The sequence below is a fragment of the Hydrogenophaga sp. R2 genome (assembly GCF_049843595.1).
Lineage (GTDB): Bacteria > Pseudomonadota > Gammaproteobacteria > Burkholderiales > Burkholderiaceae_C > Hydrogenophaga.
This window is the reverse complement of record NZ_JBBHZN010000001.1, coordinates 378,045-397,302: the sequence shown is the minus strand read 5'-3', so window position 1 is coordinate 397,302 and position 19,258 is coordinate 378,045. Positions and strand designations below refer to the sequence as shown.

The 19,258-nt window shown below is 70.7% G+C and carries 18 protein-coding genes and 1 tRNA gene; 5 read left to right on the top strand and 14 right to left on the bottom strand.

Going from position 1 to position 19,258, the window contains the following annotated elements:
* The first annotated feature begins 33 nt into the window (after positions 1 to 33).
* From WD026_RS01945 to WD026_RS01935, 3 genes are all read left to right on the top strand, one after another.
* The gene (locus tag WD026_RS01945) at positions 34 to 2,112 is read left to right on the top strand and encodes a PAS domain S-box protein (protein ID WP_425721974.1); all 2,079 of its coding nucleotides are present in this window, start codon (positions 34 to 36) and stop codon (positions 2,110 to 2,112) included.
* Positions 2,113 to 2,120: 8 nt separating this feature from the next.
* Entirely contained in the window at positions 2,121 to 2,762 is a 642-nt protein-coding gene (locus tag WD026_RS01940; RefSeq protein ID WP_425721973.1) for a response regulator, read from the top strand.
* Positions 2,763 to 2,835: 73 nt separating this feature from the next.
* Positions 2,836 to 3,240 (top strand): hypothetical protein, encoded by a 405-nt coding sequence (locus tag WD026_RS01935; RefSeq protein ID WP_425721972.1) that lies wholly within the window; start codon positions 2,836 to 2,838, stop codon positions 3,238 to 3,240.
* Positions 3,241 to 3,257: 17 nt separating this feature from the next.
* Here WD026_RS01935 and WD026_RS01930 read toward each other — a convergent pair whose 3' ends face one another.
* The 7 genes from WD026_RS01930 to eat are packed head-to-tail and all read right to left on the bottom strand — an operon-like array spanning position 3,258 to position 10,982.
* Entirely contained in the window at positions 3,258 to 3,743 is a 486-nt protein-coding gene (locus tag WD026_RS01930; protein WP_425721971.1) for a Csu type fimbrial protein, read from the bottom strand.
* Complete coding sequence (locus tag WD026_RS01925; RefSeq protein WP_425721970.1) at positions 3,740 to 6,079, bottom strand: fimbria/pilus outer membrane usher protein; 2,340 nt, start codon at positions 6,077 to 6,079, stop codon at positions 3,740 to 3,742. Before WD026_RS01925 ends, WD026_RS01930 begins: the two co-directional genes overlap by 4 nt.
* Positions 6,060 to 6,752 carry a fimbrial biogenesis chaperone gene (locus tag WD026_RS01920; protein ID WP_425721969.1) on the bottom strand — a complete coding sequence of 231 codons (693 nt, stop codon included), beginning with the start codon at positions 6,750 to 6,752 and terminating at the stop codon, positions 6,060 to 6,062. Before WD026_RS01920 ends, WD026_RS01925 begins: the two co-directional genes overlap by 20 nt.
* Positions 6,753 to 6,759: 7 nt before the next feature.
* Positions 6,760 to 7,290, bottom strand: coding sequence for a Csu type fimbrial protein (locus WD026_RS01915; protein ID WP_425721968.1), 531 nt, complete (start codon positions 7,288 to 7,290; stop codon positions 6,760 to 6,762).
* Positions 7,291 to 7,342: 52 nt separating this feature from the next.
* A complete protein-coding gene (gene eutC / locus WD026_RS01910) occupies positions 7,343 to 8,200 on the bottom strand; it encodes an ethanolamine ammonia-lyase subunit EutC (RefSeq protein ID WP_425721967.1) in 858 nt (285 codons plus the stop codon).
* 5 nt (positions 8,201 to 8,205) lie between these two features.
* On the bottom strand, positions 8,206 to 9,534 hold the full coding sequence (locus WD026_RS01905) for an ethanolamine ammonia-lyase subunit EutB (protein ID WP_425723184.1): 1,329 nt from the start codon (positions 9,532 to 9,534) through the stop codon (positions 8,206 to 8,208).
* Between the two features lie 56 nt (positions 9,535 to 9,590).
* Positions 9,591 to 10,982, bottom strand: coding sequence for an ethanolamine permease (eat, locus tag WD026_RS01900; protein ID WP_425721966.1), 1,392 nt, complete (start codon positions 10,980 to 10,982; stop codon positions 9,591 to 9,593).
* Between the two features lie 222 nt (positions 10,983 to 11,204).
* On the opposite strand from eat, the gene WD026_RS01895 reads away from it, so the two are divergent.
* On the top strand, positions 11,205 to 12,215 hold the full coding sequence (locus tag WD026_RS01895; protein ID WP_425721965.1) for a helix-turn-helix domain-containing protein: 1,011 nt from the start codon (positions 11,205 to 11,207) through the stop codon (positions 12,213 to 12,215).
* A gap of 24 nt (positions 12,216 to 12,239) precedes the next feature.
* Here the strand turns inward: WD026_RS01895 and WD026_RS01890 are convergent, their stop codons facing one another.
* From WD026_RS01890 to cysS, 7 genes are all read right to left on the bottom strand, one after another.
* Positions 12,240 to 12,494 (bottom strand): hypothetical protein, encoded by a 255-nt coding sequence (locus WD026_RS01890; protein ID WP_425721964.1) that lies wholly within the window; start codon positions 12,492 to 12,494, stop codon positions 12,240 to 12,242.
* A 505-nt stretch (positions 12,495 to 12,999) separates the two neighbouring features.
* A tRNA-Ser gene (locus WD026_RS01885) sits at positions 13,000 to 13,092 on the bottom strand.
* Positions 13,093 to 13,138: 46 nt separating this feature from the next.
* Entirely contained in the window at positions 13,139 to 14,419 is a 1,281-nt protein-coding gene (locus WD026_RS01880; RefSeq protein WP_425721963.1) for an aspartate kinase, read from the bottom strand.
* Positions 14,420 to 14,488: 69 nt separating this feature from the next.
* Entirely contained in the window at positions 14,489 to 15,421 is a 933-nt protein-coding gene (tilS, locus tag WD026_RS01875) for a tRNA lysidine(34) synthetase TilS (RefSeq protein WP_425721962.1), read from the bottom strand.
* 55 nt (positions 15,422 to 15,476) lie between these two features.
* A complete protein-coding gene (locus WD026_RS01870) occupies positions 15,477 to 16,463 on the bottom strand; it encodes an acetyl-CoA carboxylase carboxyltransferase subunit alpha (RefSeq protein WP_086120313.1) in 987 nt (328 codons plus the stop codon).
* A gap of 33 nt (positions 16,464 to 16,496) precedes the next feature.
* The gene (locus tag WD026_RS01865; RefSeq protein WP_425721961.1) at positions 16,497 to 17,159 is read right to left on the bottom strand and encodes a DNA-3-methyladenine glycosylase family protein; all 663 of its coding nucleotides are present in this window, start codon (positions 17,157 to 17,159) and stop codon (positions 16,497 to 16,499) included.
* Positions 17,159 to 18,541 (bottom strand): cysteine--tRNA ligase, encoded by a 1,383-nt coding sequence (cysS, locus tag WD026_RS01860; RefSeq protein ID WP_425721960.1) that lies wholly within the window; start codon positions 18,539 to 18,541, stop codon positions 17,159 to 17,161. The genes WD026_RS01865 and cysS overlap by 1 nt, the downstream gene beginning before the upstream one ends.
* A gap of 183 nt (positions 18,542 to 18,724) precedes the next feature.
* Between cysS and WD026_RS01855 the strand changes: the two genes are divergently transcribed.
* A complete protein-coding gene (locus WD026_RS01855) occupies positions 18,725 to 19,258 on the top strand; it encodes a tetratricopeptide repeat protein (RefSeq protein ID WP_425721959.1) in 534 nt (177 codons plus the stop codon).

The following is a 19,258-nucleotide window of genomic DNA, read 5'->3' as shown; positions in this document are numbered from 1 at the left end:
TCCGGCCGGGCCGGATGGGATTGAATGTCGATCATGACCGATCACCCCGTACAAGCTCCCCGCCCGGCCCGCGAACGGGTGCTGACCTGGGCCCTGCCCCTGCTGCCGGCCATTGCCGGCCTGCTGCTGCTGGCCCTGGTGCTGGCGGCCACCGAACGCAGCGTGGGCACCGAGCTGCGCGCCCGCGCGGCCTACCGGGTGGAGCGCTTTGCCGACGCCTACGCCGGCCAGATCGCCAACGTGCTGGCCCGCAAGGCCGGCGAGATCGAGCTGCTCGCGGCCATGGCCACCGGGCCGATGCCGCTGCCGGCCCTGCGCGAACAGATGCAGCTGCAGAAGCAGCGGTCCAGCGCGTATGTGTGGATCGGCCTGACCGATGCCGAGGGCCAGGTGGTGGCGGCCAGCGACGGGCTGCTGGAGGGCCGCTCCATCGCCAACCGGGGCGTGTACGTCAATGGCCGCCAGGGCCTGTGGTTCGGCACGCTGCACCCGCCCGTGGCCCTGCGCCAGCCGCTGCTGGACTACGGCATGACGGTGCCGGACGAACTCGCCGACATCGCACTGCCGGTCAAGGACGCACAGGGCGGCCTGCGCGGCGTGATGGCCACCCACCTCAATGCGCGCTACCTGGACGAACTGCGCAGCGCCCTGGTGGGCGGGGCCGGTACCGACCTGGCGCTCACCCTCACCCTGGTGGACGCCGACGGGCGCGTGCTGCTGGGGCCGCGCACCGGCTGGCGCGAAGGCGAATGGGCCGGGCTGATGGCGCTGCCGGCCGGGCGTGCCCTGCGCCGCCAGGACGATGAAGGCCGCGAGCTGCTGATCGCCCGCGCGCCGGTGCTGCCGGGCGATTCCGATCTGCGCACCGGCTGGCAGGTGGTGGCGGCCCAGCCGGTGGCCACCGCCCTGGCGTCGGTGAATGCCCTCGAACGCGACCTGCTCCTGTGGGGCGGCGGCGCCACCCTGCTGCTGGGCCTGACCGGTTTTGCGGTGGCCCGCCGCCTGGCGCGCCCCTTCAGCGATGCCGAGCGGCGCCTGCGCGAGCAGGGCGAGGTGCTCAGCGCGGTGGTGGATGCGGCCAGCGACGCCATCATCGGCGTGGACGAGCGTGGCCGGGTCACGCTGTCCAACCCGGCGGCGGCCCGCATCTTCGGGTTGTCGGCCGGGCAGATGCTGGACCAGCCGCTGGAGCGGCTGCTGCCCGCTGCCGCCGGCCGCCCGCTGGCCGAATGGCTGGCACCGCAGGCCGACCCCGACACGCACGAACGCGGGGTGCGGCGGGTGGGCGGCCTGCGCGCCGACGGCACCGCGCTGGAGCTGGAGGCCTCGGTGTCGGAGGTGCGGGTGCGCGGCCGGTGGCTGGTCACCGCCATCCTGCGCGATGTGACCGAACGCAGCCGGGCCGAACGGGCCTTGCGGCGCTACCGCAGCGAACTCTCCGAGCTGACCCAGCGCCTGCTCGACCAGGAAAAGGTCACCACCCGCCGCCTGGCCCAGACCCTGCACGACCAGCTGGGCCAGACGCTGGGCGCCATCCGGCTGTCCTTCGATGCCCTGTGCGGGCTGCGGCCGGCCGACGCCGACGCCCGCTGGCTGGAGCGCGAACGCAAGCTGGGCGAGCTGGTGGACACCGCCATCGCCGAAGTGCGCCAGGCCCTGGTGATCCTGCGCCCGCCGCTGCTGGAGAGCGCCGGCCTGCAGGCCGCGCTGGACAACGAGCTGCACAGCCGCCGCACCGATGCGGGCGACGTGGCGCTGGTGCTGGCGGTGCAGCCCGGTGCACAGGACTGCCGGTGGCCGGCCGATGTGGAGTACGCCGCCTTCATGGTGGCGCGCGAGGCCCTGTCCAATGCCCTGCTGCACGCGCGGGCCAGCCAGGTGCGGGTGGAGATTCACGGCGATGCCGAGCGGCTGCAGCTGTCGGTGCAGGACGACGGCATCGGCCTGAGCGACGGGCTGGCCCAGGGGCGACCCGGCCACCTGGGCATGGTGGGCATGCGGGAGCGGGCACTGGCCATCGGGGCCCGGCTGACGGTGGCCGGCGGACCCGACGGCGGCACGCATGTCACCCTGGTGTGGGACGCCCTGACCGAGGGTGCTGGGCTATCCTGAGCACCACCATGAGCGACATCTACCTGGTTGACGACCACGCCATGATGCGGGACGGGCTGCGGGCGGTGCTGGAGGGCGCCGGTCACCGCGTGGTGGGCGAGTCCGACCAGCCCACCCAGGCCCTGGCCGACCTGGCCCGGCTGCAGCCGGGCGTGGTGCTGCTGGACCTGCACATCGGCCTGCATTCCGGGCTGGAGCTGCTGGAACAGATCCAGCGCCGCTCGCTGCCGGTGCACACCATCATGCTGACCATGTCGGCCCAGCCGCGCCACGTGGCCGAGGCCATGCGCCTGGGCGCCCGGGGCTATGTGCTCAAGGGCTCGCCCTCGCGCGAGGTGCTGGCCGCCGTGGAGGCGGTGGCCCAGGGCCGCATCCACCTGGGCGGTGCGGTGGCCGAGCTGGCGGTGCAGGGCATGATGAACACCGGCCCGGCCACCGGTCTGGCGGCGTTGTCGGCGCGCGAGCAGCAGGTCATCCTGATGGTGGTGCGCGGCCACACCAGCGCGGCCATCGGCGAGGCGCTGCACCTCTCGCCCAAGACGGTGGAGTCCTACCGCAGCCGACTCATGGCCAAGCTGGGGGTGAGCGACCTGCCCGCCCTGGTGCGCCTGGCCATCCGCGAAGGCCTGATCAGCGCCGACGAGAACTGACCGGGTCTCCGGCAGGGCACTGTCCAGGTTTCCCGGCAGCGCGGCCCCCGGGGCACGCGGCACATTGAGGGCCATGAGTTCCGACACCGCCCCTGCCCCGCTGATGCCCCACCCCGCCGTCGAGGCGCTGGAGGTGTGGCTCATCTGCCGGCGCGGCGAGCAGCAGGTGCGTGCCCGCCAGACCCTGATCGACCTGCTGCAGCCCTGGAGCGAGCGCCTGCGCCTGCAGTGGATGCCCGACGGCCAGGCACTCATGCAGGACATGCCGCACCGGCCGGTCTCGCTGGCGGTGGTGGATGCGCGGGCCGACCGGGCCTGCCAGGGCCACCTGCTGCCCGCCCTGGAGCAGCAGCACATCGACACCCTGTGCATGGACGAGCTGGCCGACATGGGCACAGCGGCCGCCCGCAGCTGGTGCTGGAGCGAGCTGCCGCGCGCGCTGCAGCTCTGGATGCGCCGCCACCGGCTGGGCGCCTGAGGCCCGGCCGGTGATGCTCAGTAGGTGATCGTCAGCACCAGCTGGTCCTGGTACACGCCCACCGGCACGTTCTGGGCCGCCGGCACCCGCCCGTACACCGTGTGGTTGCGGCCGCCCTGCAGGCAGACCAGCCCCAGCAGCCCGGTGCTGATGCTGCCCCCCACCACCGAACCCGACGCCCCGCCATCGCCCCAGGGCTGGGTGCGGGCGGCATCGCTGAACAGGTCGTAGCGCAGCCGGCCGGTGCCGGCCGAGAGCTGGCGCACGCCGCCACCGGGCGTCTGGCCCACCGACAGCGACAGGGTGTAGGCCACCTCGCAGGCCAGCAGCAGGTAGGTGGGCGTGCAGCGCACCTGCACCGTGGCACTGCTGTCCACCCGCGGGCCCTGCGGCGACACATAGCTGCCGAAGGCCAGCGGCGTGGCGCTGACGGTGCAGCTGTGGGCCTGGGCGGCCGAGGCCCAGAGCGCCAGCAGCGCAGCGAACCACCAGCGCGCGCTCATGGCAGCTGCTCCCGGCAGGTGAAGGGCCCCAGCGTGGGCTGCACGCCGGCATCTGTCGGCAGGTCGAATTCCACCACGCACACCCCGGCACGACCCTCCACCAGCAGGCGGTTGCGGTCCTGCAGATCGCCCAGGAACACCTCGCCGTCCAGACCGAAGGGCACACCCATGCCCGGGCCATCGGCGTCGAGCCGGGCGCGGGCACCCGGGGCCACCGGCCGGCCATCGCTGTGCCGCACCCGCAGCAGGGCCGCCCGGCTGCGCCGGGTGGGGAAACGGGCCGACACCACCGTGTCGCCCGGCGGGCGGATGCGCACCTCGTGCAGGCCCACCAGCATGTCCATGGGCAGCCGCTCGGGCGAGATGCCGATGATGTTGTCCTCCCAGGGCTGCAGGCCGTGCACCCAGGCCCGACCCTGGGCATCGGTCACGGCCACTTCGCGCCGGTTGAGCTGCACCCCCACGCCGGGCAGACCGGCCACCTCGATGCGGGCCACCACCGCATCGCCCAGCGCGCGGCCGGCCACCGGGCGGTCGCCCAGCCAGATCAGCCCGCCCTGCCAGGTCAGGCGCTCGGCGGTGTCGCCGCTGGCGGTGCGTGCGGCCTGCAGCTCCAGCCGGCCCTGGTCGCCCAGCCAGCTCCAGCCGGCCACGGCGCGGCTGGCACCGCTGCCGCCCTGCAGCCGCCAGCCGGCACCACCGGTCTCGGGTTCGTGGCGCTGCACCTGCACCGCCGTGCCGGCCTCGGCCCCGCCCTGCACCCGCATGGCCAGGCTGGTGTCGCGCTCCAGCGCCCGGGTGAACATGACCGCCATGCTCCAGCGCTGTTCGCGGCGCAGCGCGCTCAGGCCCATCTGCCAGTCGCCACCGATGCGTTGCTGCACCGAGGCACTGAACACGCGCTGCGCCGCGCCGCTGGCGCTGCGCTGCCAGACCTGCCCCACCGAGGTGCTGGCCCGGCCCCAGGTCCAGCCACCGAACAGGCTGGCGCGGCGGGCCGGCGGCAGGCTGCCGTCGATCTGGCGCACGCCGCTGTCGGCGGTCTCGACGCGCGCGCTCAGGTGGTAACGCGGGGTCACCCGCTCCAGCCCCAGGCGCAGGGCCTGGCCCTGCTGGCCGGTGGAGCGGCTGGCGGTCCACTGCAGGCTCACCACGCCCAACTGCGCCGGCACCCAGTGCGCCGCCAGGTGCAGGTTGCGCACCGCGCCGCCGGTCTCCACCCGGGCCAGACCGGTCAGGGTGTCGGTCAGGCCTTCGCGCCAGGCCAGTGCGGCCAGCGAGCCCTGGTAGCGGTCGCCGGGCAGGCCGTAGTTCAGGCGCAGCCGGCCGGCCTCGGCGCACTGTTCGCGCAGGCCCGGGCGCAGCAGGCGGGGGCTGGCATAGAAGGGCACGGTGCGCACCTGCTCGATGCCCTGCACATCGCGCTGCACCAGCCGCACCTCGCCGGCCCCGGTGACGGCGGGCAGGTTGTCCAGCAAAAAGCGCCCAGGGCCGACCGACAGGCTGCCGGCCGGCTGGTCGTTGATCAGCAGGTCCACCCCGCTGGGCACCTGGGCCGAACCCTGCACCAGCGGCAGCGGGTACTGCGCGCGGTCGGGCTGCAGGCCGAAGTCGGTGCGCAACTGCACACCGGCCATGCGCACCGTGGGGGCCAGCTCGCCGCCGCAGCTCAGGGTGTCGCCCACCGAGGTGCGCCACAGGCCCTCAGGGTCGGCGTGGCGCAGCGAGGTGTCCAGCCGCTGCATGCGGGGCTGGCCGGGCAGCGTGCTGCCCTGGCGCCACAGCGTGGTCTGGTGCAGCACCGTCTGCGGCCACAGGCCGAAGGCGCGCAGGTCGGTCAGGGTGCTGGCCTGGCTGCCGGCGCGGTCGCGGTCGAGGTTGAAGCTGTAGTCCAGCGACAGCCCCGGGGCGGCGTGGGTCTCCAGCACCGGGCTGTCGATGCGTCCGGCCTGCCACGGCAGCCGGCGCGACACGAAGCCTTCGGCCGGCACGCTGAGCAGCAGGGTCTGGGTGGCGGCCTGCAGCCGGGGCTGCCAGGCGCTCAGGCTGTGGTGGGGGCGGCCGTCTATGAGTCGGGGTTCGTCCTGCGGCGCCAGCTGCCAGGCGGCCAGGCTCTCGACCGGGGCCAGGAACTGCCCGCCGATCTCCACCACCGGCGCGGCCTCGTCCAGGGCATGGCCATTGATGCGCACATCGAGCCAGCGCACCAGCGGCAACGGGGTCTGGCCGGCGGCGTCCACGGCCAGCAACATGCCGACCACCAGCACCAGCCAGGCCAGCAGGGTGCTGCCCGGCGCGCGCTGCAGGTCAGGCCCCTCAGGGCGATGCGGGACCATCGAACTGCGCCCGCAGGCGGCCGGCATCGCTGTCGGCCTCCAGCCGCAGGGGCCGGCCCTGCCACTCGCGCGGCAGGGTCCAGCGGCAGCCGCCGCCCGGCAGGGCGTAACACGGGCCCAGGGCCTGTGGTGGCAGACCGTCGGACTGCAGCCGCAGCTCCCGCACATGCACATGGCGCCCGCCGTCGTTGGCCAGCGCCACGCTGGTCCCGGCGTCCTGGCGCTGCCAGCGCGGGGCCGGGTCCGGCAGGCCGTCGCCGGCACCGAACACCGGCAGGCTCACGCGCAGCAGCATCTGCACGCCGCCATCGCCCGGGGTGGCCGGTGTGGCCACCTGGGACAGCCACAGCCGCCAGCTCTGCTCGCGCCCGGGCGCCAGCGGCTGGCGCAGACCCACCCGCACCACCTGCTGGGCGCCGGGGGCGAGTTCGAAGATGGGGGGATTGACGATGAGGTCGCTGGCCGGCTCCAGCCGGTCCAGCGTGGCCTCCTGCGACCACGACCAGACCTGGGCCTGCACCAGCAGGGGCCGATCGGTCGGGTTGCTGACCACCAGCTGCGCGGCGGCCTGGCGCGGGCCCAGGTCCACCCGCACCGGCCGCACCTGGAAGGCGTGGGACGGCAGGGCCAGCAGCGCAGACAGCGCGGCGGTGATCAACCAACGCAGGCTCATGACCGCCTCAGTAGGTGGCCGTCACCGTGATGGTGTCGGTGTAGCTGCCCACCGGGGCCACGGCGCTCGACGGCACCCGGCCGTACACGGTGAAGGTCTGGACCAGGCCGGTGCCGGTGCTGCTGCGCACGCTGGTGCCGGCGGTGCCGTCGCCCCACAGGGTGGTGCGACCGGCGTCCTGGTAGAGGGTGTAGTCCAGCGTGTCGCTGCCGCTGGTCATGCGGCGGCTGGCCACCGAAGCGCCCGAGCCGGTGCCGGCGTCCAGCGCCAGGGTGTAGGGCGTGCCCAGGGTGCAGGTGGCGGTGACGGTGACGCTGCCGTCACGCTGCACGCCCGGCGTCACCACACCGAAGGCCAGCGGCACACCGCCCACCACGGTGCAGGCCGGCAGCACGGTGGCCGTGACGCTGAAGGTGGCGGTGCTGGTCTGGGCCCGGGCCGGCAGGGCGGCGGCCAGGCACAGGGCCAGCAGGCCGAGGGGGAGGCAAAGGCCGCCGGAGCGGACCGAGGAGAGACGGGAATGGCGGTTCGGTTGCATGGATGCGCTCCTTTTCGGAAATCACATCCGCCATATCGGCAGCCGAACCGGGTTACTTTGTGGGGAAACCTGGATCGTTGGTGCCGGATTTCATGCTTTCCCCGGACAGATCGGTCCCCATGAGCGGCAGACCGCTGTGGTCCTTCAGCCCCACGCCGGTCAGGCCCAGGCGCCGGCCCTCGCTCACCAGCCAGGCCAGACGCCGCGCGGCGGTGACCGGGTCCTGCCCGGCCGGGCGCACATTGGAGATGCAGTTGCGCTGCGCGTCGCTGCAGCCCACGCGCGGGCTGTGGGTGAGGTAGATGCCCACGCTGTCGGGCGAGCTCAGGCCCGGGCGTTCGCCCACCAGCATGGCCACCATGCCGGCGCGCAGGCGTTCGCCCACCTCGTCGCCCACGGCCACGCGGGCTTCGCGCACCACCACCAGCGGCCCCAGGCGCAGCGCCGGGTCCAGCGCCTCGCGCAGCGCGGCCAGCAGGGCCGGGGCGTGGCGCTGAATGCCCAGGGGCGACAGGCCGTCGCCCACCACCAGCACCAGGTCGGGGGCGGCTTCGGGCGCCTGCAGCCGCTCGGCATCGGCCGGGTCCAGGCGGCGGCCCAGGTCGGGCCGCAGCAGGTATTCGTGCCGGCTGCGGGCGCGGCTGCTGACCACCCGCACATCAGGCCAGCCCTGGGCCTGCACCTGGGCCACCAGGGCATCGGCGTCCAGCGGCAGGTGGATGGCGTCGCGCGCCTGCGCATGGGCCAGCGAGAAAGCCAGCACCTCGCGGGTGGTGGCGCTCACGCCACTGCGGCCCAGGCCGATGCGGGCCGGCGTGAAGCGGCGCAGGTGCGCCCAGGGGTCGTCGCCGGTGGCGGGCGGGTCGGCCGGGTCCAGGCGCTGGGGGGGAAGCTCGGGCAGGTCGCTCATGCCGGTCATGCTGCTGGCAGGCTCAGGTGTTCGCCGGCCGAGCGCCAGGCCTGCGCAGCGGGCAGCAGGCGGCCGGTGGCATCGGTGATGTCCATGGACTGCAGCCAGGCCTCGAACTCGGGCGCGCGCTTCAGACCCAGCAGCTCGCGCAGCACCAGCGCGTCGTGGAAGGAGGTGCTCTGGTAGTTCAGCATCACGTCGTCCGCACCGGGCACGCCGATCAGGAAGTTCAGGCCCGCCGTGGCCAGCAGCACCATGAGGTTGTCCATGTCGTTCTGGTCGGCCTCGGCATGGTTGGTGTAGCAGATGTCGCAGCCCATGGGCAGGCCCAGCAGCTTGCCGCAGAAGTGGTCTTCCAGCCCGGCACGGGTGATCTGCTTGCCGTCGAACAGGTACTCCGGCCCGATGAAGCCCACCACCGTGTTCACCAGCAGCGGCTGGTAGCGCCGGGCCACCGCGTAGGCGCGGGCCTCGCAGGTCTGCTGGTCCACGCCATGGTGGGCATTGGCCGACAGCGCACTGCCCTGCCCGGTCTCGAAATACATCACGTTCGATCCCACCGTGCCCCGGCCCAGCGATTGCGCCATGGCGTGCGCCTCGTCCAGCAGGGCCAGGTCGATGCCGAAGCTGCGGTTGGTGCCTTCGGTGCCGGCGATCGACTGGAACACCAGGTCCACCGGCGCGCCCAGCTCGATGGCCCGCATGGTGTTGGTGACGTGGGTGAGCACGCAGCTCTGGGTGGGAATGCCCCGCCCGATCACATCCGCCAGCACATGGTTCAGGCGCACCAGGTCGGGCACGCTGTCGGACACCGGGTTGATGCCCACCACCGCGTCGCCGGCCCCGTGCATCAGCCCGTCGATCAGGCTGGCCACGATGCCGGCCGGGTCGTCGGTGGGGTGGTTGGGCTGCAGCCGCACGCTCAGGTGGCCGCGCAGGCCCTGGGTGTTGCGAAAGCGCGTGACCACCTCGCAGCGCCGCGCCACCAGCATCAGGTCCTGGTTGCGCATGAGCTTGCTCACGGCGGCCACCATCTCGGGCGTGAGGCCCGGGGCCAGGGCCTGCAGCACCGGCCCGGTGGCCTGGGCCGAGAGCAGCCAGTCCCGAAAGCCCCCCACGGTGAGGTGGGCCACCGGCGCGAAGGCCGCTGCGTCGTGGCTGTCGATGATCAGCCGGGTGACCTCGTCGTCCTCGTAGGGCACCAGCGCATCGGTCAGGAAGCGCTTGAGCGGCACATCGGCCAGCGCCCAGCGGGCCGCAATGCGCTCCTGCTCGGTGCTGGCAGCCAGGCCGGCCAGCGCGTCGCCCGAACGCAGCGGCGTGGCCTTGGCCATCAGCTCCCGCAGCGAACCGAAGCGGTAGCGCAGCGGCCCCAGGGTGACGTCGAAGCTCACTTGGCAGTTCCCAGCATCTCGTCGGCCGGGGCGGCGTCGCGCTGGCCCGAGGTGAGCGCGAAGTACACCCAGGCCACGGCCATCAGGCCCAGGAACATGGCGGTGATGACCGGGTTGAAGTACACCAGCGCGCCCAGGCACACCAGGCCGAACACCAGCGCGATGGCCGGCAGCACCGGGTAGAACGGCGCCTTGTAGGGGCGCTGCAGGCCGGGCTCGGCGGCGCGCAGCTTGAACAGCGAAGCCATGGACATGATGTACATCACCAGCGCGCCCAGCACCGCCATGGTCACGATGTTGGCCGTGAGCGGCTGGCCGCCGATGGTGATGAACTGGTCGGAGAACACCGCCAGCACGCCCACCACACCGCCACCCACCAGCGCACGCACCGGGGTCTTGAAGCGCGGGTGCACGGCGGCAAAGTACGCGGGCAGGTAGCCGGCGCGGGCCAGCGCATACATCTGGCGCGAGTAGCCCAGGATGATGCCGTGGAAGGACGCCACCAGACCGAACAGGCCGATCCACACCAGCATGTGCAGCCAGCCGCTGTTCTCGCCCACCACCACCTTCATGGCCTGGGGCAGCGGGTCGTTGATGTTGGAGAGCTGGCGCCAGTCGCCCACGCCGCCGGCCATGATCATCACCAGGAAGGCCAGCGCCACCAGCGTCAGGATGCCGGTGATGTAGGCGATAGGGATGGTGCGCCTGGGGTCCTTGGCTTCTTCGGCCGCCATGGCCGCGCCCTCGATGGCCAGGAAGAACCAGATGGCGAACGGGATGGAGGCAAAGATGCCCGCCCAGGTGGCCATGGTGAAGCTGCTTTCACCGGCCCAGCCGTTGGCCACGAAGTTGGCCATGGACCAGCCCGGCGCCACCACGCCGGCAAACACCAGCAGCTCGCCCACCGCCAGCAGCGTGACCACCAGCTCGAACATGGCCGCAATGCCCACGCCCAGCGCATTGAGGGTGATGAAGATCACATAGGCACCGAGTGCCGCCACCTTGGGGTCGAGCGCCGGGTACTGCACGTTCAGGTAGGCGCCAATCGCCAGCGAGATGGCCGGCGGCGCAAACACGAACTCCACCAGCGTGGCATAGCCCGCAATGAAGCCGCCCGTGGGCCCGAAGGCCCGCCGCGCATAGGCAAACGGCCCGCCCGCGTGCGGGATGGAGGTGGACAGCTCGGTGAAGCTGAAGATGAAGCTGGTGTACATGACCGCCACGAACGTGGTGGCCACCAGAAAGCCCAGCGTGCCGGCGCTGGCCCAGCCATACGACCAGCCGAAGTACTCGCCGGAAATCACCAGGCCGACGGCAATGCCCCAGAGAGAGAAAGCGCCCAGGACCGGCTTGAGGTCGCGGGACACCTGTTGGGTGTGGTTTGACATGGAAATGCTCGTGGTGCACCTGAAACGGCTCAGGCAGCCTGCGACGCATGGTGCGGCCAGGCCGGGCGGTGGCGGTATCCGGATTCGGCAACACCACTGTGGTGCCGCGTTTTTTTCCGAAACGGGATACGGCGACCCGGGTTTTCCGTAGGTCGGGGTTCTGGCACGGAACTTGATACTTCTGCCCTCACCCGCGGCCCGCCGCCGGAACACCCCAATTCCATGCCCTTCCCGTCCAACCTGGTGCACCACCACCCCGACGCCGCCGACGACGGCGCCCGGTACCGCATCAAGCGCTCCCGTGAGGTGCATGTGCACGCGGACAACCTGGACGCCTGGGAACAGCGCTACGAACAGACCTCGCACGGGCTGTTCAGCGGCCAGGTGCGCGAGCTGATGGACGCCGACATCCAGGTGTTCGAGGAAGAAGCCAGCTGCGCCACCAGCCAGCACTGCCGCCCCTGGGACGGCGGCGTGTGGCTCGGCCTGGCCGTGCCCGAAGCGCCCGAAGGCCTGCGCTTCATGGGCCGCCCGGTGGACGGGCAGCAGCTCATGCTCTCCAGCAACGGCCACCCGTTCGACCTGCAGGTGCCCGCCGGCTGCGGCCTGTACGGCGTGGTGCTGCACCGCGACCGCGTCATCCGCCACCTGCAGGACGTGCACCACCGCGACTGGCCCCAGGCCGCCCACCTGGCCCCCAGCGTGCAGCCGCTGACCGTGCTGCAGCGCCTGCGGCTGGTGGGCATGCTGCGCGAGGTGCTTCGGTCACTGCAGGCCGAACCTGGCGTGCTGCGCTTTGACGCCAGCCGCCAGGCCCTGCGCGACACCCTGCTCACCGTGCTGGCCGACACCCTGGCGCCCGACGCCGTGTGCGACGCCGCCCCGCCCGCCCTGCGCCGGCGGCAGGACATCGTGGACCGCGCCCGCGAACTCGTCATGGCCCACCCCGACCAGCCGCCCCGCGTGGAACAGCTGTGCGTGCAGCTGCACCTCACCCGCCGCACCCTGCAGAACTGCTTTCAGGACGTGCTGGGCATGAGCCCCGCCCACTACCTGCGCACCGTGCGCCTCAATGCCGTGCGCCGCGAACTCTGCGACGCCGCCCGGGACACCACCATCGCCGACATTGCCGCCCGCTGGGGCTTCTGGCACATGGGCCACTTCTCGCAGGAATACAAGGCCCTGTTCGGAGAAACGCCGTCGCAGACGCGGCAGCATGAAGCGGTGTGCTGAAGCGGCGTGACGGCCTGATTCATCTCAACGGGTAGGCAACTGCAGCAGGCGCTGCAGGTCCGCATCGGCCACCGCCGCATCGTCCAGCCCCGACATCACCACCCCCGCGAGCTGCGCCAGCCGCGCCGCCAAGCCCCGCAACTGCAGTGCTGCCGCCGGCTCCTCGGTCAGGTCGAGCTTGGGCAACAAGGAAGCCAGCGCCTCGATCTCCCAGGCCGCTTCCAGGCAGGCGCCGCGGCGAGTGGGGGACAGGGTGATGGGGGTGTCGGTGTTGAGCATGGTTTCTTGCTCCTGTTAGGGACCTGAAACCACCCTGTGCGTTCTTACGCGCAAAGGGTGGGCGGGATGTTAAGAACACGGCTAACAGTCCGTGCGACCATCCTTGCGGGTAGGCCCATCCCGCCCATAACCGGTAGGCCTGCAAGCAGACCAATGGACGCGCAGATGGAGCGCATCCGCAGGCCTCCCGAGAGGGAAGCCCGCCGTGTTGGGGCATGACGAAACCTCACTGACGGGGAGGTTGCACCGCTATTAGCTTGTTGGTGTTCTTAAGCACCGGGCCTTTCGGCTTGGCGGCGATTATGCGGGGGCCGCGCGGAGGTGTCGATGCGGGTATCGAGCCTGAGGAGACCAGCGGATGCAGAGGTGGGGATGGGGATAGTCACACGGATCAAGCCGTGCCGCCGTCCTTGCGGATGGGCGCTCCCATCCCCGAAAACATGAGGGCCATCCACGCCATGGCCAACAAAAAAGCCCTGCAGCGAACTGCAGGGCTTTTTCAATGTGGCGGAGTGAGAGGGATTCGAACCCTCGATGAGGCTCTACACCCCATACTCCCTTAGCAGGGGAGCACCTTCGGCCACTCGGTCATCACTCCGGAAGCCCCGCATTATGCCTCAATTCGGCAGCAGGGCCGGGCGCTCTCAGCGGCCGATGGTGTCGGCGGTCTGGTCCAGATCGAACTCGCGGTGCAGGGCGCGCACGGCCAGTTCCATGTACTTCTCGTCGATGACCACCGAGGTCTTGATCTCGGAGGTGGAGATCATCTGGATATTGATGCCTTCGGTGCTCAGGCAGCGGAACATGCGGCTGGCCACGCCCACGTGGCTGCGCATGCCGATGCCCACGATGCTGACCTTGCAGATGCGGGCGTCGCCCAGCACTTCGGTGGCGCCCATGGCCGGGGCCACCTTGCTCTTGAGCAGGTCGATGGTCTTCTGGAACTCGTTGCGGTGAACGGTGAAGCTGAAGTCGGTCTTGCCGTCCTTGCTCACGTTCTGGATGATCACATCGACTTCGATGTTGGCATCGGCCACGGCACCCAGGATCTGGGCGGCGATGCCGGGGGTGTCGGGCACGCCGAGAACCGAAATCTTGGCCTCGTCGCGGTTGAAGGCGATGCCGGAAACGACGGCTTGTTCCATGTTGTCTTCTTCCTCGAAAGTGATCAGGGTGCCGGAGGCGGCTTCTTCGTTCAGGTCGATGTCCCAGGGGGTGAAACTGGAGAGCACGCGCAGCGGCACGCGGTACTTGCCGGCGAACTCCACCGAGCGGATCTGCAGCACCTTGGAGCCCATGCTGGCCATCTCCAGCATCTCTTCAAAGCTCACGCGGTTCAGGCGGCGGGCTTCGGGCACCACGCGCGGGTCGGTGGTGTAGACGCCGTCCACGTCGGTGTAGATCAGGCATTCAGCGGCCTTGAGGGCTGCGGCCACGGCCACGGCCGAGGTGTCGCTGCCGCCACGGCCCAGCGTGGTGATGTTGCCCTCGGGGTCCACGCCCTGGAAGCCGGTGACGATGACCACCTTGCCGGCCGCCAGGTCGGCGCGCACGCGCTCGTCGTCGATGCTTTCGATGCGGGCCTTGGTGTAGGCGTCGTTGGTCTTGATGGGCACTTGCCAGCCGGCGTAGCTCACGGCTTCCAGGCCTTCGGCCTGCAGCGCGATGGCCAGCAGCGCAGAAGACGCCTGCTCGCCGGTGGAGGCCAGCATGTCCAGTTCACGGCCGTAGGCGCGGCCCGGCTTCTCGGGGGAGAGTTCCTTGGCCAGGGCCAGCAGGCGGTTGGTCTCGCCGCTCATGGCGCTGGGCACCACCACCATCTGGTGACCGGCCTTGTGCCACTTGGCGACACGGCGGGCGACGTTGCGGATGCGCTCGGTGGAACCCATGGAGGTGCCGCCGTACTTGTGAACGATCAAGGCCATCGGGATGTTGTGCAAAGGGGGATCAAGAGGCGCCGAAGCGGCAGGCCGCCGCCGGGCAAAACCTCGGGATTATACCGAGGGGGTGTAGTGCAGCGCCCCGCCCTGGCGCACCACCAGGCCGGCGGCCACGCGCAGTTCGATGCGGTGCCCGCGCGTGGTGCAGGCGGCCACCTGCAGCAGCAAGGCGTCCATCTGCGCGGCGCTGGGCGCCACGCCGTGGTGCTCCCGCAGCCAGTGGCGCAGCAGGTTCGCCTGGCGGTCGGGGCTGAGGGTCTGCAGCGCCGCAATGGCCGGCGGCAGGCCCGCTTGCTGCGCATCGATCGCGGCCAGTTCGTCCAGCAGGCGCTGGGCCTGGGCCGCATGCCGGGCGGTGCGGGCCAGCGCGGGCACGGCGCCGGCAAAGGTGTCGCGCAGCGCCGGCATGAGCCGGTGGCGGATGCGGTTGCGCGTGTACTGCGGGTCGGTGTTGGTGGGGTCTTCGACCCAGGTGTGGCCGGCGGCCTGCAGCTCGTCCCGCAGGGTGGATCCCGGCACCTGCAGCAGGGGCCGGCCGAACAGCACGCCGTGGCGCTCGAAGCGCTCGGGCATGGCGGCCAGGCCCGGCAGGCCGGCGCCCCGGCTCAGGGCCAGCAGCAGGGTTTCGGCCTGGTCGTCGGCATGCTGGCCCAGCAGCACGACCGATGCAGCCGGCGTTTCGGAAGCCAGCCGAGCCAGGGCCTGGTAACGCGACCGGCGCGCGGCGTCTTCCGGGCTCTGGCCAGGTTCGGGCCGGGCGTCCACCCGGGCCAGGCGCAGGGGCACGTTCAGCGATTGCGCGGTGTGGGCGGCATGCGCGGCAAAGTGGTCGGCCGCGGCCTGCAGGCCGTGGTGCACATGCAGGGCCACCACGCGGCCGGGCCACAGCTGGGCGGCGGCATGCAGGAGGGCAGTGGAATCGGCGCCGCCGCTGTAGGCCACGCCGATGGGGCCAGCAGGCAGGTCAGCCGACAGACCAGCCGACATTTCGGCCTGATGGCGCTGCCACCAGGCTTGCAGTGCCAGCCGGGTGGCCGGCAGCTCAGCGGCGTTCGCGGGCTTCGGCCTTGGTGTCGGTGAAGCGGCCATAACCGTCCAGGCGGGCGTGGCGGCGCTCCAGCAGTTCCTTGACCTTCAGGTCAGACACCTGGCGCCAGGCGTCGGTGAGGGCCCGCTTGAGGAAGGCGGACATCTGCTTGTGGTCGCGGTGGGCGCCGCCCACCGGTTCGTTCACGATCTTGTCCACCAGGCCCAGGGCCTTGAGGCGGTGGGCGGTGATGCCCAGGGCCTCGGCCGCGTCGCTGGCGCGCTCGCTGGTCTTCCAGAGAATGGAGGCGCAGCCCTCGGGGCTGATGACCGAGTACACCGAGTACTGCAGCATGAGCACCTGGTCGGCCACCGAGATGGCCAGGGCGCCACCGGAGCCGCCCTCGCCGATGATGGTGGAGATGATGGGCACTTCCAGCTGCGCCATCTCGAAGATGTTGCGGCCGATGGCTTCGGACTGGCCGCGTTCCTCGGCGTCGATGCCGGGGTAGGCACCGGGCGTGTCCACGAAGGTGAAGACCGGCAGCTTGAATTTTTCGGCCAGCTTCATGAGGCGCAGGGCCTTGCGGTAGCCCTCGGGCTTGGTCATGCCGAAGTTGCGCAGACCACGTTCCTTGGTGTCGCGGCCCTTTTGATGGCCGATCACCATGCAGGGCTGGCCATTGAAGCGGGCCATGCCGCCGACGATGGAGAGGTCGTCGGCGAAATGCCGGTCACCGTGCAGCTCGACAAAGTGCGTGAAGATGTCGCGCACATAGTCCAGCGTGTAGGGCCGGTCGGCGTGGCGGGCGATCTTGGTGATCTGCCACGGCGTGAGGTTGCTGTAGATGTCCTTGGTGAGCTGCAGGCTCTTGCCGGCGAGCTGTTCGATCTCTTCGGAGATGTCGACCGCGGATTCGGTCTGCACGTAGCGCAGTTCCTCGATCTTGCTCTCGAGCTCTGCGATGGGCTGCTCGAAGTCGAGAAAATTCTTTTTGGCCAAGATGGGCTCCTGTCTTGCCTGTGGGGGTGGGGGTCAGTAGCTGACCGGCACCGGATCCAGCGATCGCCAAATATACCAAGTGGCCACGCTGCAATACGGTGCCCACGACGTGGCCACCTCGCGGATCTCGGAGCGGCTCACCGGCTCGCCCGAGAAGTAGCAGCGGCTGATGCCGTTCTGCAGCCCGATGTCGTCCAGCGGCAGCACGTTGGGACGCATCAGGTGGAAGATGAGGAACATCTCGGCGGTCCAGCGGCCGATGCCGCGGATGGCCACCAGCTCGGCAATGATGGCCTCGTCGTCCATGTCGGCCCACTGCTTCTCGTGCACCTGGCCGTTGGCAAAGTGCAGGGCCAGGTCGACCAGGTATTCCACCTTGCGGGCCGACAGGCCGGCGGCGCGCATGTCGTCCACCTTGAGCTTGAGCACCTGGGCCGGCGTCATGCGGCGCGAGAGCGCCGAGAAGCGCTCCCACACCGACTGCGCGGCCTTCACCGAGATCTGCTGGCCCACGATGCTGCGCGCCAGCGTGACGAAGGCATCGCCCCGCGACTGCAGGCACACGCCCGGGTGCTGCGGAATGAGCTTCTTCATGACGCGGTCGCGCTTCATGAGGTGGCGGCAGGCCTCGACCCAGTAGTCGGGTGCCTCGGGGCCGACGTCGGGCAGCACGGAAGACGACACGGAGGGCGACATCAGGCGCGTTCCCAGGTGGTGCCGGACGGGCCGTCCTTGAGCACGATGCCCTCGGCCAGCAGTTCCTGGCGGATGCGGTCGGCCTCGGCGAAGTCGCGATTCTTCTTGGCAGCGGCGCGGGCCTCGATGCGGGCCAGGATGGCGGCCTCGTCGGTGGCCTGGGCCGCACCGCCACCCTGCAGGTAGGCGGCCGGATCGGCCTGCAGCAGGCCCAGCACGCCACCCAGGGCGCGCAGCAGGCCGGCGCGTTGTGGGTCGCGGCTGCGGTTCACCTCGGACGCCAGGTCGAACAGCACGGCCAGGGCTTCGGGCGTGTTGAAGTCTTCGTCCATGGCGGCCTTGAAGCGCGCGGCCAGCGGATCGGCCCAGTCGATGGCGACCGGGGCCGGCGCCACCTGCTGCAGCGCGGTGTACAGGCGCTTGAGCGCAGCACGGGCGTCGTCCAGGTGGGCATCGCTGTGGTTGAGCGCGCTGCGGTAGTGGGCGCGCAGCATGAAGAAGCGCACCGTCTCGGCGTCGAACTTCGCCAGCACGTCGCGGATGGTGAAGAAGTTGCCCAGGCTCTTGGACATCTTCTCGTTGTCCACCCGCACAAAGCCGTTGTGCATCCAGAAGCGGGCCAGCGGCACGCCGGTGGCGCCTTCGCTCTGGGCGATCTCGTTCTCGTGGTGGGGGAACTGCAGGTCGGCACCGCCACCGTGGATGTCGAAGCTCTCTCCCAGCATCTCGCAGCTCATGGCCGAGCATTCGATGTGCCAGCCGGGGCGGCCACTGCCGTAGTCGCTGTTCCACTGGGCGTCGGCCGGCTCGTCGGCCTTGGCGGCCTTCCACAGCACGAAGTCCAGCGGATCGGCCTTGCCGTCGTTCACCGCCACACGCTCGCCGGCCCGCAGCTCGTCCAGCGACTTGCCCGAGAGCTTGCCGTAACCGGCGAACTTGCGCACCGCAAAGTTCACGTCGCCGCCTTCAGCGCGGTAGGCCAGGCCGCGCTCTTCCAGGCGGCGGATGATGCCCAGCATCTGCGGCACGTAGTCGGTGGCGCGGGGCTCGTGCGTGGGGCGCTCGATGCCCAGGGCATCGGCGTCCTGGTGCAGGGCCTCGATCATGCGGTCGGTGAGCGACTGGATGCTCTCGCCGTTCTTGAGCGCGCGCGTAATGATCTTGTCGTCGATGTCGGTGACGTTGCGCACATAGGTCACCTTCATGCCGCTGGCCTTGAGCCAGCGCTGCACGATGTCGAAGGCCAGCATCGAACGGGCATGGCCCAGGTGGCACAGGTCGTACACCGTCATGCCGCAGACGTACATGCGCACATGGCCCGGCTCCAGAGGCTCGAACGGCTCCAGACGCCGGGTCAGGCTGTTGTGGATTTTCAGGGTCATGGGAAGGCGGGCGGGGCGCGGCAGACGGCAGTGCGGGCGTACCCCTCAGATACAATCCGCCAGTATATCCAGCCCCCTCCGGCGCCCGCACAGGCCGCCGGTTTCCAGCCCTCGAAGGCCCTTGTGCCATCGACTGTTTTCCGAGGTCCCATGCTCCATCTCGCGAAATCTCCCCTCCCCGTCGTGCGTTCCGCCCTGCTGGCCTGTCTGGCCGCCGGCCTCATGGCCAGCGGTGCAGCCCATGCCCAGCAGGCCGAACATGCCGAGGTGAACCGCCTGCTGCGCGCCGGCCAGCACACCGAGGCCCTGGCCAAGGCCGACCAGCACCTCGCCGCCAACCCCAAGGATGTGCAGATGCGCTTCCTCAAGGGCGTGGTGCAGAGCGAGAGCGGCAAGGTGGCCGACGCCATGGCCACCTTCACCGACCTCACCAAAGAATTCCCCGAGCTGCCCGAGCCCTACAACAACCTGGCGGTGCTGCAGGCCAACCAGGGCCAGTTCGACAAGGCCCGTGTGGCGCTGGAGATGGCGGTGCGCACCAATCCCGCGTACGTCACGGCCCACGAGAACCTGGGCGATGTGTATGCCAAGCTGGCCGCACAGTCGTACGCCAAGGTGCAGCAGCTCGACCCGGCCAACACCACCGTCGGCCCCAAGCTCACCATGGCCCGCAACATCTTCACCCCGCCCAAGGCCGCCGGCTCGCAGCGCAAGTGA